This is a genomic window from Microbacterium sp. NPDC087592, assembly GCF_044743585.1.
Taxonomy (GTDB): domain Bacteria; phylum Actinomycetota; class Actinomycetes; order Actinomycetales; family Microbacteriaceae; genus Microbacterium.
In genome coordinates this window covers 1,318,728-1,336,324 of sequence record NZ_JBIUWT010000001.1, presented here as the reverse complement: position 1 = coordinate 1,336,324, position 17,597 = coordinate 1,318,728, and the positions used below count along the sequence as shown (strand labels likewise).

The 17,597-nt window shown below is 70.2% G+C and carries 15 protein-coding genes; 8 read left to right on the top strand and 7 right to left on the bottom strand.

What is annotated here, in order from left to right:
- Positions 1-3 precede the first annotated feature (3 nt).
- From ACIOTO_RS06320 to ACIOTO_RS06295, 6 genes are read right to left on the bottom strand one after another with little or no spacing between them, the layout of a single operon-like run.
- A complete protein-coding gene (locus ACIOTO_RS06320) occupies positions 4-804 on the bottom strand; it encodes an amidohydrolase family protein (protein ID WP_400857085.1) in 801 nt (266 codons plus the stop codon).
- Complete coding sequence (locus ACIOTO_RS06315) at positions 801-1,550, bottom strand: amidohydrolase family protein (RefSeq protein ID WP_400857083.1); 750 nt, start codon at positions 1,548-1,550, stop codon at positions 801-803. The genes ACIOTO_RS06320 and ACIOTO_RS06315 overlap by 4 nt, the downstream gene beginning before the upstream one ends.
- Positions 1,547-2,764 carry an aminotransferase class III-fold pyridoxal phosphate-dependent enzyme gene (locus ACIOTO_RS06310; RefSeq protein WP_400857082.1) on the bottom strand — a complete coding sequence of 406 codons (1,218 nt, stop codon included), beginning with the start codon at positions 2,762-2,764 and terminating at the stop codon, positions 1,547-1,549. Before ACIOTO_RS06310 ends, ACIOTO_RS06315 begins: the two co-directional genes overlap by 4 nt.
- Before the next feature lie 39 nt (positions 2,765-2,803).
- Positions 2,804-3,829, bottom strand: a complete 1,026-nt coding sequence (locus ACIOTO_RS06305; protein ID WP_400857081.1) for a Gfo/Idh/MocA family protein — start codon at positions 3,827-3,829, stop codon at positions 2,804-2,806.
- Positions 3,826-4,839, bottom strand: a complete 1,014-nt coding sequence (locus ACIOTO_RS06300) for a Gfo/Idh/MocA family protein (RefSeq protein WP_400857080.1) — start codon at positions 4,837-4,839, stop codon at positions 3,826-3,828. The genes ACIOTO_RS06305 and ACIOTO_RS06300 overlap by 4 nt, the downstream gene beginning before the upstream one ends.
- A complete protein-coding gene (locus ACIOTO_RS06295) occupies positions 4,836-6,023 on the bottom strand; it encodes an ROK family protein (protein ID WP_400857079.1) in 1,188 nt (395 codons plus the stop codon). Before ACIOTO_RS06295 ends, ACIOTO_RS06300 begins: the two co-directional genes overlap by 4 nt.
- Before the next feature lie 189 nt (positions 6,024-6,212).
- Between ACIOTO_RS06295 and ACIOTO_RS06290 the strand changes: the two genes are divergently transcribed.
- The 8 genes from ACIOTO_RS06290 (at position 6,213) to ACIOTO_RS06255 (ending at position 15,719) form a co-directional block, all read left to right on the top strand.
- A complete protein-coding gene (locus ACIOTO_RS06290) occupies positions 6,213-7,454 on the top strand; it encodes an ABC transporter substrate-binding protein (protein ID WP_091027550.1) in 1,242 nt (413 codons plus the stop codon).
- Positions 7,455-7,529: 75 nt separating this feature from the next.
- Complete coding sequence (locus ACIOTO_RS06285; RefSeq protein ID WP_029263160.1) at positions 7,530-8,435, top strand: carbohydrate ABC transporter permease; 906 nt, start codon at positions 7,530-7,532, stop codon at positions 8,433-8,435.
- A complete protein-coding gene (locus ACIOTO_RS06280) occupies positions 8,432-9,349 on the top strand; it encodes a carbohydrate ABC transporter permease (protein ID WP_029263159.1) in 918 nt (305 codons plus the stop codon). Before ACIOTO_RS06285 ends, ACIOTO_RS06280 begins: the two co-directional genes overlap by 4 nt.
- A gap of 19 nt (positions 9,350-9,368) precedes the next feature.
- Entirely contained in the window at positions 9,369-10,403 is a 1,035-nt protein-coding gene (locus tag ACIOTO_RS06275; protein WP_400857078.1) for an NAD-dependent epimerase/dehydratase family protein, read from the top strand.
- Positions 10,403-11,464, top strand: a complete 1,062-nt coding sequence (locus ACIOTO_RS06270; protein WP_400857077.1) for a dihydrodipicolinate synthase family protein — start codon at positions 10,403-10,405, stop codon at positions 11,462-11,464. Before ACIOTO_RS06275 ends, ACIOTO_RS06270 begins: the two co-directional genes overlap by 1 nt.
- Positions 11,461-12,498, top strand: coding sequence for a hydroxyacid dehydrogenase (locus tag ACIOTO_RS06265; protein ID WP_400857076.1), 1,038 nt, complete (start codon positions 11,461-11,463; stop codon positions 12,496-12,498). Before ACIOTO_RS06270 ends, ACIOTO_RS06265 begins: the two co-directional genes overlap by 4 nt.
- Positions 12,499-12,511: 13 nt before the next feature.
- Positions 12,512-13,456, top strand: a complete 945-nt coding sequence (locus tag ACIOTO_RS06260; RefSeq protein WP_400857075.1) for a GNAT family N-acetyltransferase — start codon at positions 12,512-12,514, stop codon at positions 13,454-13,456.
- A gap of 109 nt (positions 13,457-13,565) precedes the next feature.
- Complete coding sequence (locus ACIOTO_RS06255) at positions 13,566-15,719, top strand: peptidase C14 (protein WP_400857074.1); 2,154 nt, start codon at positions 13,566-13,568, stop codon at positions 15,717-15,719.
- A gap of 278 nt (positions 15,720-15,997) precedes the next feature.
- Here the strand turns inward: ACIOTO_RS06255 and ACIOTO_RS06250 are convergent, their stop codons facing one another.
- Complete coding sequence (locus tag ACIOTO_RS06250; RefSeq protein ID WP_400857073.1) at positions 15,998-17,440, bottom strand: APC family permease; 1,443 nt, start codon at positions 17,438-17,440, stop codon at positions 15,998-16,000.
- Between the last annotated feature and the right edge of the window lie 157 nt (positions 17,441-17,597).

Sequence of the window (17,597 nt, the reverse complement as noted above, 5' to 3'; positions counted from 1 at the left end):
GCGTCAGGTGAGCATGACGGCGGCGTTGCCGGACGCGATCGCCCGCATCGCCCGTCCAGGAAGCGCGGAGGCTGCGAGCTGCAGCGCCGTGGCCTCCGGTGCCTGCACGGGGAAGCCGCTGCCGAACACCCAGCGCTCCGGATCGGCGCCGAGACCGTCGGCGACACCGGTGGGGCCGTTCACGTGCCAGAGGTCGAGCCGCAGCCACTCGGGCGCGGCGTCGCCGAGATGCCGCTTCAGCTCGATCCCATCCGCGCGGTTGAGGCCGCTCAGCAGCAGCGGAGCAGCCGGACTCTCGCGCACGAGGTCGGCGATCCGGTGCACCTCGAGGTCGACGGCGGGGGAGAACGGATGCCGCACCCTGGCGTCGTCGAGCCGGGCGATCAGCTGCACGGGGAGCCCGCGGTCGGCGCACGCGTCGAGGACCGGGCGCACGGCGGAGACCTCGTACCGATGGAAGCCCGGGGCGACACGCACTCCACGCGCGCCGGCGGACACGGCATCGTCGAGCTCCTCGCGCCAGGTCGGGTCGCGCGGATCGATCGTCGCGAACACGCGGAAGAGCGGGTCATCCGCACACGCGGCGAGCACGGCCTCGTTGCCGGTGCGGGTGTCGAAGCCGAACAGGGACGCCAGGTGCGAGACCCAGACGGAGCGCAGGCCGAGGCGTTCGGCGTGGGCGTGCAGGGTCTCGGCATCAGCGGCGGCGGAGAGCCGGTGGGGCCATTGCCCGAGGAAGCAGGTGGTGTCGGTCGCGCCGAGGTCGGCGAATGCGCGGAGCATCCGTCGCCCCTGGGCGGTCATGACGCGACCTCCGCGAGCCAGCGGGCGACCGTGCCGCCGAAGACCCGCTCTTCCGTCTCGGGGTCGAGCCCTGCGCCGAGCACCTTGCCGACGTTGGCCGCGAGGTCGATGTGGGGCAGGTCGGAGCCGAACACCACCCGGTCGGGGCCGAGGCGCTCCACGGCGAGTGCCACTTCTCCGGCGCCGATGATCGTGCCCGAGGTGTCGACGGCCACGTTCGGCACGGAGCCGACCGCGTTCACGGCCGACTCGGGCTGGCCGCCGAGGTGCGCCATCAGGAAGCGCACGTCGGGATGACGGCGGGCTGCGGCGGCGATGTGGTCGGCCGTCGACTCGTAGGGGAACTGCCCGACGGTTTTGCGCCAGGCATGGGCGAGCACGATCAGGTGGTGCTCGGCGGCGTACTCGAGGATCGGATCGCTCAGTGGATCGTCGGCCAGAGTCGCGATCCAGAGCTTGATGCCGATCATCCCGCGGTCCTCGACGTTGCGGCGCAGATCGTCGAGGCTGTCACGGCCGAAGCGCGGATTGACGTAGCAGTAGCCGCGGAGGCGGTCGGGGTATCGGCGCAGCTCGCCGGCCAGCACCTCGTTCATCTCCCGCACCTCGTCGAGACTTGGGTGCGCCTGGAAGCTTCCGAGATTGCTGCACAGGTACAGCTCGATGCCCAGGCGGTCGCCGGCCTCGAAGACCGCGGGGTCGAAGCGCCCCTCGTCGAGGTGTGTGTGCGCGTCGATGCCGGTCATGCCGTCGCCTCACGCACGGCGGCCGCCGCGCGGCGCAGAGTCTCGTCGATGTCGGCTTCGGTGTGCGCGGCGTTGACGTAGACGACCCGATAGAAGGAGAGTCCGTGGCGGAACGCCGCCCGTAGGAAGGCCTGGACCTCGGCGTCGGCGCCGACGAACTGCGGGCACGCCGGGTGCCCCACGAGCCGGATGCCGGAGCCGGCCTCGGCGAACACCGCGTTCAGGCCGTTCTGCAGTCGGGTGCCGGAAGCGAGCAGTCGCGCGATCACGTCGCGGTCGCGCATGGCGGTCATCGTCGCGGTGGCGGCTGCGAGCGACAGCGTCTCGCCGCCGTAGGTCGACGTGACGACCACCTCGCCGCGGTCGAGCACGCCGAGCACCTCCCGGCGCCCGCAGTAGACGGCGAGAGGCATGCCGTTCGCGATGCCCTTGCCGAAGACCGACAGGTCGGGGAGCACACCGGTCGCCTCGGCCATCCCGCCGATCGCCACCCGGAAGCCGGTGACCATCTCGTCGTAGGCCAGCAGGGCGCCGTGCCGGTCGGCGAGGTCGCGCAGGTAGCGGTAGAAGCCGGCCGCCTCGGGAATGGCCGGGTAGTCGGCGGCGATGAGGATGAGCGCGATCTCCGAACCCCGGGTGAGGAACAGGCGGTCGAGGGTGGCACGGTCTTCCCACTCGACCGCGTGGTGCAGGGCCGCGAGGGCTGCCGGAACGCCGGGCACGGCATCCGTCGTCGCCCCGGGCAGCACCCGCGCGCCCGCCGCGAGCGAGTTGAGCCAGCCGTTGTAACCGATCTGCACGACCCGGTCGCGACCGGTGTGCGCGCGGGCGATGCGGATCACGGCTGCCAGCGCCTCGCCGCCGGTCTTCAGGAAGCGCGCGGCCTCGGCGCCGGGCACGAGGGAGCAGAACAGCTCGGCCGTGGTCGTCTCGAGCGGATGCGGGTGGCCGAACAGGATGCCGTCGTCGAGCTGGGCGCGGATCGCGGCGTCGACGGTCGGGTCCGCATAGCCGAGCGTCACCGGGCCGAGCGCGCAGCGGTAGTCGAGGAACTCACGGCCCCGGTCGTCCCACACCCGGCATCCGTACCCGCGAACGATGACCTCGGGCTCCTCCGGCAGCAGCGTCGGCGCCTTGGAGTTGGTGCTCGATCCGACCGGCATCACGGCCAGCGCGCGCTGTCGCCATCCGGTGGTGCTGTGCGCGGTGTGCATGCCTGGCCTCTCTGCCGTTCGGATCCTGCGGTGCGGTGTCTAGCCGAGGGGGATGACCTCGCCGGCGCGGGCTGCGGAGAGCTGGGCGGCCTTGGCGATCTCAACCGTGCGGATGCCGACGCCGGCATCGGGCTGCGGCTGCCGGCCTTCGCGCACGGCGCGGACGAACTCCTCGAGCAGCAGAGCGTCGAGGTCCGCCCCGACGGGACTCCATGTCTCGCCGAGCGCATCATGCCCGGCCACACCCTTCGCGAAGGGGCTGACCGTGACGGTGCCGCGCTCGGCCACGACCTGCAGCGTGAGGCCGCCCCAGGTCGCCGAGCTCATCGGCCAGCTCCACGAGCAGTCGATCGTGGCGATCACCCCGCTCGGGTACTGGATGGTGACGAGTCCGCCGGTCTCGACCGCGAGCTCGCGCTGCGCGTGCAGGATGCTGTTCGACACCGCGCGGACCGACTGCGCCCGCTCGCCCAGGAGCTCGTCGAGCAGGTCGGCGCAGTGCACGACGTGGTCGACGAGGGCGCCGCCGCCCGCCAGCTCGGGATCGGTGAACCAGGCGCGATCCTCCGGGAGCTTGCCGTTGTTGATGCCGGTGACCCCGAGGACCTTGCCGAGACGGCCGCTGCGCAGCTCGGCGATCGCGTCGCGCACGCTCGGCGCGAAACGCACCGGGTAGGCGACCATCAGGATCACTCCGGCCTGCTCGCACGCCTCGCGCATCGCGATCGCGTCGTCGACGGTCGTGGCCAGCGGCTTCTCGCACAGCACGTGCACCCCGGCGGCGGCCGCGCGCTCGACGAGGGCACGGTGCCGGGAGTTCTCGGCGGCGATCACGACGGCATCCGGCTTCCAGGCGAACGCCTCGTCGTAGGTGTCGACGTACGCGACACCCAGCTCCGCAGCCAGTGCGGCGCCGCGGGGGGCGTCGTCCGGAGCCGTGGCGCCGTCGGGGTCGGCGGCGATCAGCTCGACGCCCGGCATGTCCTTCAGCGCGTGCACGTAGCTCAGGGCGTGCGTGTGCGCGAACGACAGCACGGCGATCCGCAGCGGGGTGGGGGCGGTCATCGGACGGCCTCCTCGGCCTCGGTGCGGTCGGGGGTGGGGAGCGCGACGGGGGCGCCGGCGGCGATCGAGGCATAGGCGGCCTCGGCGACCGCGACGGCTTCGATGCCATCCGCCGGGGTCACCCTGGCGTCGCGGCCTTCGCGCAGCGCGGCCACGAAGTCGACGATCTCGGCGTAGTAGGGGCTCTCTTCGGGCGACATCGGCGGCAGGTAGTCGGTAGCGCCGGCGTCGAGCACGGCATCCGTGCGCAGCGAGGCGTCTTCGGCGCTGTCGTATCGCAGCCGGCCCTCGGAGCCCGCGACCTCGACGCTCGTGCGGAACGGCATGCCCGGGGCGACCCAGCTGGCGTGCAGGTGGCTGATCACGCCGCTGCGGTGCGTCAGCACGACGTGCGCGGTGACGGGTGCGGGAACCCGGTCGTCGACGGTCGGCGGATTCTGCACCGCGAAGACCGTGGCGACGGGGCCGGCGAACCAGACCGCCTGGTCGATGTCGTGGATCATCAGGTCGCGGATGACGCCGCCGCCGGTGCTCTCCGAGAAGAACCAGGGCGTCTGCGGCGCGGAGCCGGCGCGGCTGAAGCGCTGCACGGCGAGGGTGCCGATGCGCCCGGCGTCGATGCCGGCCTTGATCTGCGCGTACTCGCCCATGTATCGGACGACGTGGGCGGGGAAGAGTCGCACGCCCGCCTCATCGGCCGCGCGGGCGACGGTGGTGGCGGCCTCGGCGGTCGCCGCCAGCGGCTTCTCGCAGATGACGTCGCGCCCGCGCTCGATGGCCCGCAGGGCGAAGTCGGCGTGGGTGCTGCTGGGGGTCACGATGTCGACGATGTCGACCAGCCCGATGAGCGTGTCGACGTCGGAGACGAGCTCGAAGCTGTACTCCTCGGCGATCTCCTCGGCGCCGGCCAGGGAGGTGACGTACCCCTCGGCGCCCAGCGCCCGCCAGGCATCGGCGTGCACGCGCGAGATGCCGCCGGCTCCGATGAGTCCGACCTTCAACGTGCTCACTGCTTCTCCTCGATGCTCTCGACGGCGGTGGTGTCGTCCGCCCCGGCCGGCTCGACCGGCAGGGGGGTGATGGGCGGGGCCGGCATGTCGTCGATGCCGTAGATCTCGGCGGCGTGCCGCTGGAACGCGTGCACGACCGCACCGTGCGCCGCGGCTTCCGCGCCCAGGCGGGCCTCGGCGAGCGGCACCTGGAACGGCAGGCCGAGGTGTCCGGGGAGCGCTGCCCGCAGCGGGTCGAGCAGCTGCTCGTGAGCGGCGGAGAGTCCGCCGCCGATCACGATCATCGCGGGGTCGACCGTCATCGTCAGGGTCGCGATCCCGTGGGCGAGTTCGTCGATGAAGCCGTCGAGCTCCTGCTGCGCTGCGGCGTCTCCGCCACGTGCTTTCGCGAAGACCTCGGCGGCGGTCGGGGCGGTGCGCCACGAGATCTGACCGGTCTCGGTGTTCAGTCCGCGGAAGGCGAGGCGGCCGATGTCGCCGGCGGCGTTGTGGATGCCGCGCCGCGGGCGACCGCCGAGGATGAGGCCCATCGCGATGCGGTTGCCGACCGAGAGGTAGATGACGTCGTCGACGAGCTGTGCGACACCCAGGTGGTGTTCCGCCACGGCGGCGAGGCGCACGCCGTTGTCGACCGCGACAGGGCAGCCGAAAGCCTGCCGCAGCTGGGAGCCGATGTCGATGCCCGACCACTCGGGGATGACGACCGAGGTGGTCACGCGCCCGGCGTCATCGACGATGCCGGGGAGGGAGACGCCGACCGCGCGGAGCTTCGACGCGGGGATCCCGGCGTCGGACAGGGTGTGGCGCACGTCGTCGATGACGGCGGCGAGTTTGGAGGCGCCGTCGGACTGCTCGGCGACGCCGGGGTAGCTGCGCTGCACGATCACCGCTCCGGCGAGGTCGGCCAGCACGACGCGCACGCTGGCGACGCCGATGTCGACGCCGACCACGGTGCCGGCGGCCGCGTGGAACGAGTAGCGGCGGGCGGGTCGTCCGGCCCCGCCGCCGTTCTGCGCCGGGGCGTCGACGATCAGTCCGGAGTCGGCAAGGACGGTCACGGCGTTCTCGACCGACGTGCGCGAGATCTCGAGCGAGCGGGAGAGGTCGTTGACGGTCGCAGGGCCCGCGTCGCGCAGATGCAGAGCCGATCGCGCGACGATCGAGCGTGGACTGTTCACGGCCATGTGCTGCCCCCTCTTCTTCTCCGTCGTCGGGTGCGATCAAATTAGCACACCGAATTCTCAGATCAAGCTTTGTTGTTCTCGAACGGGAAACACGCCTGAAACAACCGTCTGAGAACTTGTAATTGACGAATTATCCCATCCCAGTGTCATAATGAACCGTACTCAGCACGGTTCAAGCAAAGGAGCACCATGCGCGTCAGCAAGTTCATCGGCGTCGCCGCGGGAGTCGCGGCCGCCACCCTGTTGGCCGGATGTTCGGCCGGCGGAGGCAACACCGCAGAGGGTGAGCAGGACATCACGGTCTGGCTCTACCCGGTCATCGCCGACGAGGCGGTGCACAAGGACTTCTGGGACTCGACGATCGCCGACTTCGAGAAGAAGAACGAGAACATCAACGTCAAGTACGAGATCTTCCCGTGGGCCAACCGCGACGAGGCCCTCCAGACGGCGATCGCGGCCGGCAAGGGTCCGGATGTCGTCTACCTCATCCCCGACCAGCTCGCGGCGTACCAGAAGTCGATCGCGCCGCTCAACGACCTGCTGAGCGAGGAGCGTCAGGGCGACCTGCTGCCGAACGTGAAGAAGTCGGTCACGCTCGACGGCGACATCCTCGGGGCTCCGCTGCTCACCAGCGCGCAGCCTCTCCTCTGCAACGCGGCCGCGTTCGAGGCCGCCGGCGTCACCGAGTACCCCGAGACGTGGGACGACATCGCCGAGATGGCGCCGAAGTTCACGGAGAAGGGGATGTACGCCCTCAACTACCCGGCATCCGCCGAGAACACCCTGAACCTCACCTACTACCCGCTGCTGTGGCAGGCCGGTGGCGAGGTCTACACGAAGGACGGCGACATCGGCTTCGACAGCAAGGAAGGCGAGAAGGCGCTCACCTTCCTCACCGACCTGGCCGATGCCGGAGCACTCGACCCCGAGGCCCTCACCACCAACGTCCCGCTCGAGCAGACGGCTGTCGCTCAGGGCAAGGTCGCCTGCACGTGGAACAACGCGGTCCCTGAGGTCCTGCCCTTCTGGGGCGAGGAGAACGTCAAGGTCCTCGCACCGCTGACCGAGAAGGAGACCGTCGCCTACGGCACGGTCGGATCGCTCTCGGTGCTCAAGGGCTCCAAGGCGCAGGATGCCGCGGCGAAGTTCGCGGAGTACGCGACCGGCGCCGACGTCATCGAGCCGTACCTCAAGGCCGCCGGCTTCTTCTCGGCGCTCAGCACCACCGAGCCGCTGTACGCGGATGACCCGCTGCTCGGCGAGGTCGAGAAGTACGTGCCCGACACCACGGTCGGCGAGCTCAACGCCTCGTCGCGTGCGCTGATGGGTGTGCTCGCTCCCGAGATCCAGGCGGCATTGCTCGGGGACAAGTCCCCGGAGGATGCTCTGAAGGATGCCGCGACCGCTGCGGCACCGCTCATCAAGAAGTAAGCAGCACCGGGGGCGTGCGGAGCCCGAACTCCGCACGCCCCCGTTCCCTTCACTCCCCCACGTGAGGAATCACTGATGACGACGGCAACCACGGCCAAGAGGCCCGCAGGGCGGGTCGCACGGGTGCTCGCACGGCGAGAGGCACGCATCGCGTTCCTGTTCGTGCTGCCCGCGTTCCTCCTCTTCATCGCCTTCCGCTTCGGCCCCAGCATCGTCGGCGTCGCCCTGAGCTTCTTCGACTACGACATCACCGGCGAGATCTCGTGGCGCGGGCTCGACCACTTCCAGCGCATGATCGCCGATCCGCTGTTCTGGCGGGCGATGGGCACCACGCTGATCTACACGGTGTTCGCGGTGCCGATCGCCCTCGTACTCTCCACCGTGATGGCGCTCGGCGTGCGCCGCGCCTTCCGGGGCGCACGCTTCTTCCGCTCGATCTTCTTCCTCCCCGTCATCACCTCGCTGGTGCTGGCCGGCTCGATCTTCGTCTGGATCTTCTCCGCCAACGGTCCCTGGTCGGCGCTGATGACCCCGCTGGGTCTCGGCGGCTCCTGGCTGGGCAGCACCGTGCTCGTCATCCCGGCCATCGTCGTCGTCGGCGTCTGGTCGCGATTCGGCTACGGGATGATGATCCTCATCGCCGCGCTGCAGGACGTGCCGCGCGAGCTCGAAGAGGCCGCGCTGGTCGACGGCGCCAACGCCTGGCAGCGATTCCGCTACATCATCATGCCGGTGCTGCGCCCGACCTTCTTCTTCCTCGCGGTGATCGAGACGACCGCCGCGTTCCAGGTCTTCGACGTCATCTACGTGATGACCCAGGGTGGTCCGGCGAACGCCAGCTACTCGCTCGTCTACATGCTCTACGACCAGGGCTTCCGCTACTTCGACTACGGCTACGCGGCCGCCATCGGAGTGGCCCTGTTCATCATGACCCTCGTCGTCGCGCTCATCCAGCGCCTGGTGATCGGAAAGCAGAAATGACCGCTCTGTTGCAGCCTCCGACACAGCCGCCGACGCAGTCGCCGGTGATGCCGCCGAAGATGTCGACCAAGCAGCGCCGCGCCTACCGCGCGCTCCAGCCCACCGGGTGGGGGATCGTCGGGCGATGGATCTGGCTGAGCCTGGCCGGCATCCTCAGCTTCTTCCCCTTCTACGCGATGGTCGTGCTGAGCCTGAAGCCCGGCATGGTCGTCGAGCTCCCCGGCTCGCTGCTGCCTTTCCAGGACATCTCGTTCGAGGCCTACGAGCAGGTGCTCGCCGGGCAGAACATCCTCGGCTGGCTCGGCAACACGCTCATCTACTCGCTCGTCTCGGTCGTCGCCGTCCTGTTCCTCTCGGCGCTCGCCGGCTACGCCTTCGCCAAGAAGCGCTTCCGCGGCAAGGAGGTGATGTTCTGGTCGTTCCTCGCGATGGTGATGGTCCCGTTCCACGTCACCCTCATCCCGACGTTCATCCTCATGGCGAACCTCGGCGGCGTCGACACGTACTGGGGCCTGATCCTGCCCTCGCTCGCGAACGCCCAGGCCGTGTTCCTGATGCGGCAGTTCATCTCGGGCCTCCCGGACGAGCTGTTCGAAGCCGCCCGCATCGACGGTGCGGGTGAGTTCCGCATCTTCCTGCGGATCGTGCTGCCGCTGTGCAAGCCGATCCTGGCGACCCTCGGCATCTTCGTCTTCCTGTGGCACTGGAACGACTTCCTGTGGCCGCTCATCATCGCGAAGTCCAACGCGATGTTCACACTCACCGTCGGCATCTCGTCGCTGCAGCAGCAGAACGTCCCGCTGAGCACCATGCTCGCCGGTTCGGTCGTGGCACTGCTGCCCATCTTCCTCGCGTACCTCATCGCTCAGCGGTACGTGCAGGAGGGCGTGGCCGGTACGGGCATCAAGGGCTGAGAAGAAGGGAAAGCACCACATGACTCAGCACAGGTTCACTTCAGAGGCCGATCTCGAGGAGGCGCTCGCCACACCGAGCGCCGGCTTGATCGACGACCTCGCGCGCGGGGCGGGCGACCTCGTGATCCTCGGCGCGGGCGGCAAGATGGGCCCGACCCTGGCGATGCTCGCGCGCCGCGGGATGGATGCCGCCGGGCGCCAGGACGACGCGGTGTATGCCGTCTCGCGCTTCGGCGATGCCGCGATCCGCGAGCGCCTCGTGGCCGCGGGCGTGAAGGTCGTCCCGTTCGACCTGATCGAGAACGACGACTTCGCAGCCCTGCCGGATGCTCCCAACGTGGTGTTCATGGTCGGCGCGAAGTTCGGCGCCGCGACCAACGCCTCCTGGGCGTGGGAGGTCAACGCCGCCCTGCCCGACCGCGTCGCCCGCCGCTACCGCGACAGCGCCATCTCGGTGCTCTCCACCGGCAACATCTACCCGTTCCTGCCCGCCTCCTCGGGCGGAGCATCCGAAGAGGTGCAGCCCGCACCCATCGGCGAGTACGCGCAGTCGTGCCTCGGCCGCGAGCGCGTGTTCGAGTTCGGGGCGCAGGAGCGCGGCACCAAGGTCGCGATCATCCGCCTCAACTACGCGGTCGACCTGCGCTACGGCGTGCTCGCCGACATCGGCAGCGCCGTGCACGCGGGACAGCCCGTCTCGGTCGCCACCGCCAACGTCAACGTGATCTGGCAGGGCTACGCGAACGAGGTCGTGCTCCGCAGCCTCGTGCACGCCTCGACCGCCCCGTTCACCATCAACCTCACCGGTCCCGAGCTGCTGAGCGTCGAGTCGATCGCCCGGCGCTTCGGCACCCTCTTCGACCGTGAGGTCGAGATCGTCGACGAGCCGCAGCCGACCGCGCTGCTCAGCGACGCCCGCCGGTGCATGGCCCTGTTCGGCTACCCGGCCGTCTCCGCCGAGACCCTGATCGGGCTGCAGGCCGACTGGATCGAGAAGGGCCTCCCGATGATCGCCAAGCCGACCAAGTGGGCCGTCCGCGACGGGAAGTTCTGATGACCGTTCCCACCCTGCGACCGGAAGCCGCGGCCACCCTCGCCCGCGGTGCCGTGATCCCGGCGCATCCGCTCGCGCTCACCGCCGAGCGACGCATCGACGAGCGCCGCCAACGGGCCCTCACGCGCTACTACCTCGACGCGGGTGCCGGCGGCATCGCCGTCGGGGTGCACACGACCCAGTTCGAGATCCGCGACCCCGAGCACGCCCTGTTCGAACCCGTCCTCGCGCTCGCCGCGGAGGAGCTGGACGCACGGGCGAGTGTCGACGTGGTGCGCATCGCCGGTGTCGCCGGTGGCACCGCCCAGGCGGTGGCCGAGGCCGAGCTCGCCCGCGGGCTGGGCTATGACGCCGTACTGGTGAGTCCTCGCGTGGCCGGCGCCGACGAGCGGGCCCTGCTCGAACGCGCCCGCGCCGTGGGCGAGGTGCTGCCGGTGGTCGGCTTCTACCTGCAGACCGCGATCGGCGGCCCCGTGCTCGACCGGGAGTTCTGGCGCGAGTTCGCGTCGATCCCGGCCGTCGTCGCCGTCAAGGCTGCGCCCTTCGACCGGTACCGCACGCTGGAGCTGGTGCGCGGGGTGGCTGCCTCGGGCCGCGCCGACGAGATCGCGCTCTATACCGGCAACGACGACGCGATCGTCGCCGACCTGCTCTCCGAGTTCCACGTGGAGTCGCCGTCGGGCCCGCGCACGCTGCGCTTCGTCGGCGGACTGCTCGGGCAGTGGGCGGTCGGCACGCGTGCCGCGGTCGCGCTCCTCGAACGTGCACAGCGCGCGATGGCCGGAGACGCGGGGGCGTATCGCGACCTGGGGCTCGTCGCCTCCGACATGGTCGACGTCAACCAGGCCGTGTTCGACCCGGGCAACGACTTTCACGGGGTGATCGCGGGCGTGCACGAGATGCTCCGCCAGCAGGGGCTGCTCGAGGGCACCTGGTGCCTCGACCCCGCAGAGGGGCTGTCGCCCGGCCAGGCGGAGGAGATCGAGCGGGTGCGCCACGCGTACCCCGACCTGAACGACGACGCCTTCATCGCCGAGAACCTCGAGGCCTGGTTGCGATGAACGTTGCGATGAGCGCGGCGGCGAGCGGGGGAACGGTGGCGCCGACCGTGGTCGCGGTCGTCTCCGAGGAGCTCTTCGCGGAGTTCTTCTCGGGTGCGGATGCGGAGCGGCTGCAGGCGGTCGCCGCCGGTCTGGGCGGGTCGTTCGTCCGGGTGGATCGGCTGTCCGATGCGGAGCTCGCCGAGGCGCGCATCGTGATCACGAGCTGGGGCGTCGGCCCCTTCGACGCTGCCGTGCTCGCGTCGCTGCCGAAGCTCGAGCTCATCGCGCACACCGGCGCCACGATCAAGCCCTTCGCGACGGATGCGCTGTTCGATCGCGGCATCCTCGTGACCCAGGCGGGTGCGGGCATGGCGCGGCCCGTCGCCGAGGTGTCGTTGACGTTCACGCTCGCGCTGCTGCACCGGGTGCCCGAGATGCACAACGCCCTGCGCGTCGGCGACGGCTGGTACGACGCGGATGCCGTGGGCGTGCAGCGCGAGATCCTCGGCACCCCCATCGCGGTGATCGGTGCCTCCCGCACCGGACGGGCGTATCTCGAGCTGATCCGTGCGCTCGGGGCCGAAGCGCTGCTGGTCGACCCGACTCTCGATGCGGCCGCCGCTGCGGGGCTCGGGGCCGAGCTGGTCTCCCTCGACGAGGCGCTGCAGCGTGCGCAGATCGTCGCCGTGCACGCGCCGACCCTGCCCGAGACGCATCACCTGATCGGCCGCCGCGAGCTGGCGCTCCTGCGCGACGGCGCGGGGCTCGTGAACACGGCACGGTCGTGGCTGGTCGACGAGTCCGCGCTGATCGAAGAGCTGGAGCGCGGCCGTCTCAGTGCGGCGATCGACGTCTTCGACGAGGAGCCGCTCGCCGCGGACAGTCCGTTCCGATCGCTGCCCGGTGTGCTGGTCACCCCGCACCGGGCGGCCGGCACGAGCCAGGGACGTCTGCGTCAGGGGCGGATCGTCGTCGACGAGGTCGAAGCCTTCGCGGAGGGGCGCACCCTCACTCACACCATCTCCCGCGACCAGCTGTCTTCGATGGCATGAGCGGGGCGGCGGGATGCGCGGCCGCCGCGCGGGCATCGTGAGCACGGCGACGATCCGTGCCGCCCGCGCCACGGATCAGCAGGCGCTCGGGGCGCTGTGGGCGACGGCGTTCACGCCCCCGCTCGCTCCCGACCAGTGGCTCGTCGACGACGAACGGCTCGCGCATACGCGGGTGGCCGAAGACGACGATGGCCTCTGCGGGTCGATCTACGGACTGCCCAAGCGGCTCCGGGAATCCGACGGCGGGCTCGCCGCGGTGCACGCCATCGGCAGCGTCGCGGTCGCCGGGCGGGCGCGGGGGCAGGGGCTCGCACGCCGGCTGGTCGCCGCGAGCCTGCAGGCGGCGGGCGACGCCGACTGGGCGCTGCTGTTCACCGGCACCCCCGAGGTGTACCGCTCCAGCGGGTTCGAGACGTTCTCGATGGCGCGGACCGTGGCCGGGCCCTGGCGCGCTGCGGCACCTGTCGCCATCGGGGCCGAGGGCCGCATCGAGCGCGAGTCCCTCGGGCTCGGGAGCCTCCGCCCGGTGCGCGAGGTCTACGAACGTTCACGGTCCGATCTGGTCCTGGCGCCGGTGCGCGGTGATCGGGACTGGGCGATGGCGGAGGTACGGCTGCGGGGCGCCACTCTGTACCGCCGGATCGAGGGATCGACCGTGGTCGGCTACGCGGTCGCCGAGCGTCGCGGCGGGGTCGGCGTGCTCCTCGAGAGCGCCGTGCTTCCGGGTGCCGACGGTGCGCGGGATGACCTGCTCTCCGCCATCGCGGTGGACTGGGCATCCGCCGGGGTGACGTCGTGCGAGCTCGCCGTGCCCGCCCTGCCGGAGGAAGACCGCGCGCTGCGTGCGTTCGCGCCCGAGGCCGTGCGGCAGGACGACCGCACCGGGATGATCCGCCCGCTGCGGCGCGAGCCGCGACTGCACGGCATCCGCCACTTCACGGCGGGCGACTACTTCTGAGCAGCGGCTCGGAGAACGGCACTGGGGACTGGGGATCGATCGGATGATGCGGCTCGGCCGGACGGCCGGACGCCTGACCGCGGTGATGACGCCGCACGGAAGGATGAGCATGACCCCGCAGGAGATGACCCAGACCGAAACCGCCGCGCTGCGCAGTCGGCGCATGCTGCTCGCCGGTTTCGGCGCTGCCGCGATCGGTGGAGTGGCCGCCGTCGGCATGCCCGCGGCTGCGCAGGCCGCCGGCCCCGTGGCGCCGCAGAGCTCGTCGGGATCGGCGAACGTCGCCAACGGCGGCACCGCGACCGAGCTCGCGAAGCGCAAGGGCAAGGACGGCGACCTCGTGCGCACGACCGGGTACGCGGCGGCCGGTGACGGCGGCGACGGGCTGTACCGCTTCGTGAAGAAGGATGCTCCGGCGGCGAACGGCGGCACCGTGCTCGCCGGTCCGAAGGGCGGTGCGTGGCTGCTCCTGCACGACGGCGTCGTCGACTTCCGCATGTTCGGTGTGATGAACGCGAAGGTGAATGCCGACGACGCGCTCGACGCGATGGTGAACGATGCGAGCATCCACCGCATCGAGGCCCACAGCGACCTGAACTTCGTGCGTCGCCACAAATTCTCGCGGTCGCGCATCGCGTTCGACTTCGGCGGCCACCTCATGACGACGGTCGGCATCGAGAACGCCGGCAAGGACGACCCCTTCGCCGCGGTCATGTTCTTCCGCGGCGAGGTGACGGATGCCGTGCACGAGGCGCGACTGAACGAGGTGGTCCCCGACCTCGGCGACGTCTTCCCGGTCGCCGACTCCTCCTTCTTCGCGGTCGGTGACTGGTACGCCGCCGAGGTGAACGCGCTGTCGGGGCGGTGGGAGCGCGAGCTGCAGCGGCTCGTGCAGGTCACGCAGATCGTCGACGGCACGCACATCCGCATCAACTACAAGAACGGCTGGCCGCTCGGCAAGGACCGCACGATGACGTGGCGCCGGGTGGTGCCGGTGCAGGACGTCACCGTGTCGAACCTGAAGTTCCTCGGCACCGGGAAGGATGAGTACACGGGCTCGCACCCGCTCGCCTTCGAATACGCGGTGCGCTGCGACGTCGACCACATCGACGGCACGGGAACCTTTTGGCCGCTCATCCAGCGCCGCTGGAACACGTACTACTCGACCGTGAGCTGCACGCTCAAGAACCCCACCTCGGTCACGTGGGGCGGCGCCGGCTATCTGACGCAGCAGATCTACTGCCTGTACGGATACGTCGCCAACTGCCACACCGCCAACTCGCGGCACCTGAACGACTTCACCGCGAGCGCCTACTGCCTGGTCGAGAACTGCCACGGCGACGGCGACGACCAGGGCCCGTTCGTCACGCACGGCCAGTACGAGCACGACCTCACCTACACCGGCAACTCGGGGCTGATGACGTTCGCGAACTCCGGTGCGGCCTGGGGCTCGGCGGCCAAGCGCATCACAGTGCGCAAGCACGTGTGCTCGTGGTTCGTGGCGCGCGTGCGCATCACCGACCTCACGCTGGAAGACGTGCAGGTGATCGGCAAGCCGTCGCTCGCCGGCTCCGGGATGCTGTGGATCAACGCCGACGGGGCCCAGCTGCGGGGGTGCACGGCATCCGACACGCTCGTGATCACGCAGGCGTCCGACAACTCCGGGCGCCCGACGGTGATCGCGGACTCGCACTTCACGTTCGTCGCTCCGGGTGAGCTCACCAACGCCACCGTGAAGACCCCGATCACGTTCGTCGACACCGTGCTCGACCGCGTCGGCGGCATGAAGATCGCGGGCTCGGGTGCGGTCACGTTCCGCGGTTCGACCCTGAACGCGGCGGATGACGCGGCGCCGATCGTCTCGTCGTCGGCGCAGCTGCGGTTCGAGGGGTCGACGCTGCGCAACGCCCGCATCGAGGCGGCGCGGGGTGAGCGCCAGGTGGTCGAGGTCGCGGGTTCGGATGTGTCGATCAAGGGCGGCACCGGTGTCTCGCGGACCGGAGACGGCGAGCTGCACCTGACGCTGTCCGACAGCAGTTTCCGCGCCGAGGGATCATCCACCCACGTCGCGGTCACGAAGGGGGCGACGCACTACCGCGCGGTCGGCAACCGCTTCGAGGGCGGGGCGCTGGAGCTGGCGGATGCCGCGTTCGGCGGCTCGTCGACCCTGCTGCACACCGGCAACGTGGAGTCGGGCGTCACCCGCACGGCCTTCCCCGCCGAGGGCGACCGCGTCGTCGACACCGCCAACCTCCTGGTCTGAGCTGTCCCCGTCCCCGCTCCCGCGCGCGCACCCGTCCCGGTCGCCGAGTGCACGGGCTACTCGCGAGTGCACGGCTTCTCGACGTGAAGAAGCCGTGCACTCGGCGGGAGGTCGTGCACTCGGCGGCCGCGCAGCGCCCATAATTCGCGCCCGCACACCGCGGCCGCATCGCATGAAGGAGAACTCCCGTTATGAAGGAGGATCCGCTGATCCTGGTCCTTCATAACGGGAGTTCTCCTTCATAGCGGGCGACGGGCCGCGGGCTGAGCGAGGGGGCGTCAGCGCGGGCGGCGGGGGCTGTCGGGGTTCATCAGCGAGTGGCGGCGGCCGTAGGCGAAGTAGACGACGAGTCCGATCACGAGCCAGACGCCGAAGCGCAGCCAGGTCTCCCAGTGCAGCTGCGAGATGAGGAACAGCGAGAAGCCGACGCCGACGATCGGCACCACCGGCATGAACGGCAGCCGGAAGGTGCGCGGGGCGTCCGGCTTGGTGTAGCGGAACACGACGACGGCGATGCACACGACGACGAACGCCGCCAGGATGCCGATGTTCGTCAGGTCGGCCACGGCACGGATGGGGAAGATCCCGGCGAAGAACGCCGAGCCGATGCCCGCGATCCAGGTCACTCGCTGCGGCACACCGCGGCCGTCGACCTTCGAGAACCAGCCGGGGAGCAGCCCGTCGCGGCTCATCGAGAACCAGACGCGGGTGGCGCCGAGCAGGAACGTGAGCATGACCGTGAGGATCGACAGCACCGCGAACACGGAGATGATCGAGGCGATGACGGGCAGCCCCACGCTGGAGAACGCCGAGGCGAAGCCGGCCTTCGGGTCGATCTCCTGGTAGTTCTGCATCCCGGTGAGCACCAGTGTCGCGGCGACGTAGAGCAGCATGGCGATGATGAGCGACAGGATGATCGCCTTCGGCATGTGCTTGCGCCCGTCCTTCGCCTCCTCGGCGGCGGTGCTCATCGCGTCGTAGCCGAACACGGCGAAGAACACCGTCGCGGCCCCGGTGAAGACCGGGCCGAAGCCGGACGGCATGAACGGGGTGTAGTTGTCGGTGTTGATGTAGAAGATGCCGAGTCCCACGATGAACAGGATCAGCAGGATCTTGATCCCGACCGCCACCAGCTCGAACCGGCCGAAGGTCTTGGTGCCGCGGCTGAGGAGGAACGTCACGAGCAGGCAGATCAGGATCGCCGGGATGTTGACGACGCCGCCGGGCTGGTCGAACGTCTCGGTGACCGCGGTCGGCAGGTGGACGCCGAAGCCGGAGAGGAACGCATCGAGGTAGCCGGAGATCCCGATCGCGACGACGGCCACGATGGCCACGTACTCCAGGAGCAGATCCCAGCCGATGAACCATCCGGTGATCTCGCCGAGCGCGACGTAGCCGTAGCTGTACGCCGATCCGGCCCGGGGGATCATCCCCGCGAACTCTGCGTACGAGAGTGCGGCGGCCGCAGACGCCAGTCCGGCGATGAGGAACGAGATGACGACCGCGGGTCCGACACCGGGGTTCGTGGCATCGCCGTGCGCGACGAGGCCCGCGAGCGAGAAGATCCCGACGCCGACGATGCCGCCGACGCCGATCGCGGTGAGTTGCCACAACCCGAGGGATTTGAAGAGACCGCTGCTCTCCGCCTCTTCGTTCAGGTCGCCGACCGGCTTGCGCCGCCAGACGGAATACGCCGGATTCTTCGGATTCGTGCGGGGCATCCTTGCCTCCCTGAATGGCCGCCCGGGTGCGGGCGGCGAGCGATGGCTGAGCTTTTGACCGGTAACACGTTACGCCCGCCTCGCCCCCTCCTCAATCAGACTTCTGGCCAGGATCCGGCGCCCGGCGTGCGCCCACCTCTCGGCGCCCCTTTCCGCC

Coding starts and splice junctions, on each gene's coding strand:
- ACIOTO_RS06275 (WP_400857078.1), top strand. CDS start 9,369: ATGACTCAGCACAGGTTCACTTCAGAGGCCGATCTCGAGGAGGCGCTC.
- ACIOTO_RS06255 (WP_400857074.1), top strand. CDS start 13,566: ATGACCCCGCAGGAGATGACCCAGACCGAAACCGCCGCGCTGCGCAGT.
- ACIOTO_RS06320 (WP_400857085.1), bottom strand. CDS start 804: ATGACCGCCCAGGGGCGACGGATGCTCCGCGCATTCGCCGACCTCGGC.
- ACIOTO_RS06315 (WP_400857083.1), bottom strand. CDS start 1,550: ATGACCGGCATCGACGCGCACACACACCTCGACGAGGGGCGCTTCGAC.
- ACIOTO_RS06265 (WP_400857076.1), top strand. CDS start 11,461: ATGAACGTTGCGATGAGCGCGGCGGCGAGCGGGGGAACGGTGGCGCCG.
- ACIOTO_RS06290 (WP_091027550.1), top strand. CDS start 6,213: ATGCGCGTCAGCAAGTTCATCGGCGTCGCCGCGGGAGTCGCGGCCGCC.
- ACIOTO_RS06305 (WP_400857081.1), bottom strand. CDS start 3,829: ATGACCGCCCCCACCCCGCTGCGGATCGCCGTGCTGTCGTTCGCGCAC.
- ACIOTO_RS06280 (WP_029263159.1), top strand. CDS start 8,432: ATGACCGCTCTGTTGCAGCCTCCGACACAGCCGCCGACGCAGTCGCCG.
- ACIOTO_RS06270 (WP_400857077.1), top strand. CDS start 10,403: ATGACCGTTCCCACCCTGCGACCGGAAGCCGCGGCCACCCTCGCCCGC.
- ACIOTO_RS06260 (WP_400857075.1), top strand. CDS start 12,512: ATGCGCGGCCGCCGCGCGGGCATCGTGAGCACGGCGACGATCCGTGCC.
- ACIOTO_RS06250 (WP_400857073.1), bottom strand. CDS start 17,440: ATGCCCCGCACGAATCCGAAGAATCCGGCGTATTCCGTCTGGCGGCGC.
- ACIOTO_RS06285 (WP_029263160.1), top strand. CDS start 7,530: ATGACGACGGCAACCACGGCCAAGAGGCCCGCAGGGCGGGTCGCACGG.
- ACIOTO_RS06310 (WP_400857082.1), bottom strand. CDS start 2,764: ATGCACACCGCGCACAGCACCACCGGATGGCGACAGCGCGCGCTGGCC.
- ACIOTO_RS06295 (WP_400857079.1), bottom strand. CDS start 6,023: ATGGCCGTGAACAGTCCACGCTCGATCGTCGCGCGATCGGCTCTGCAT.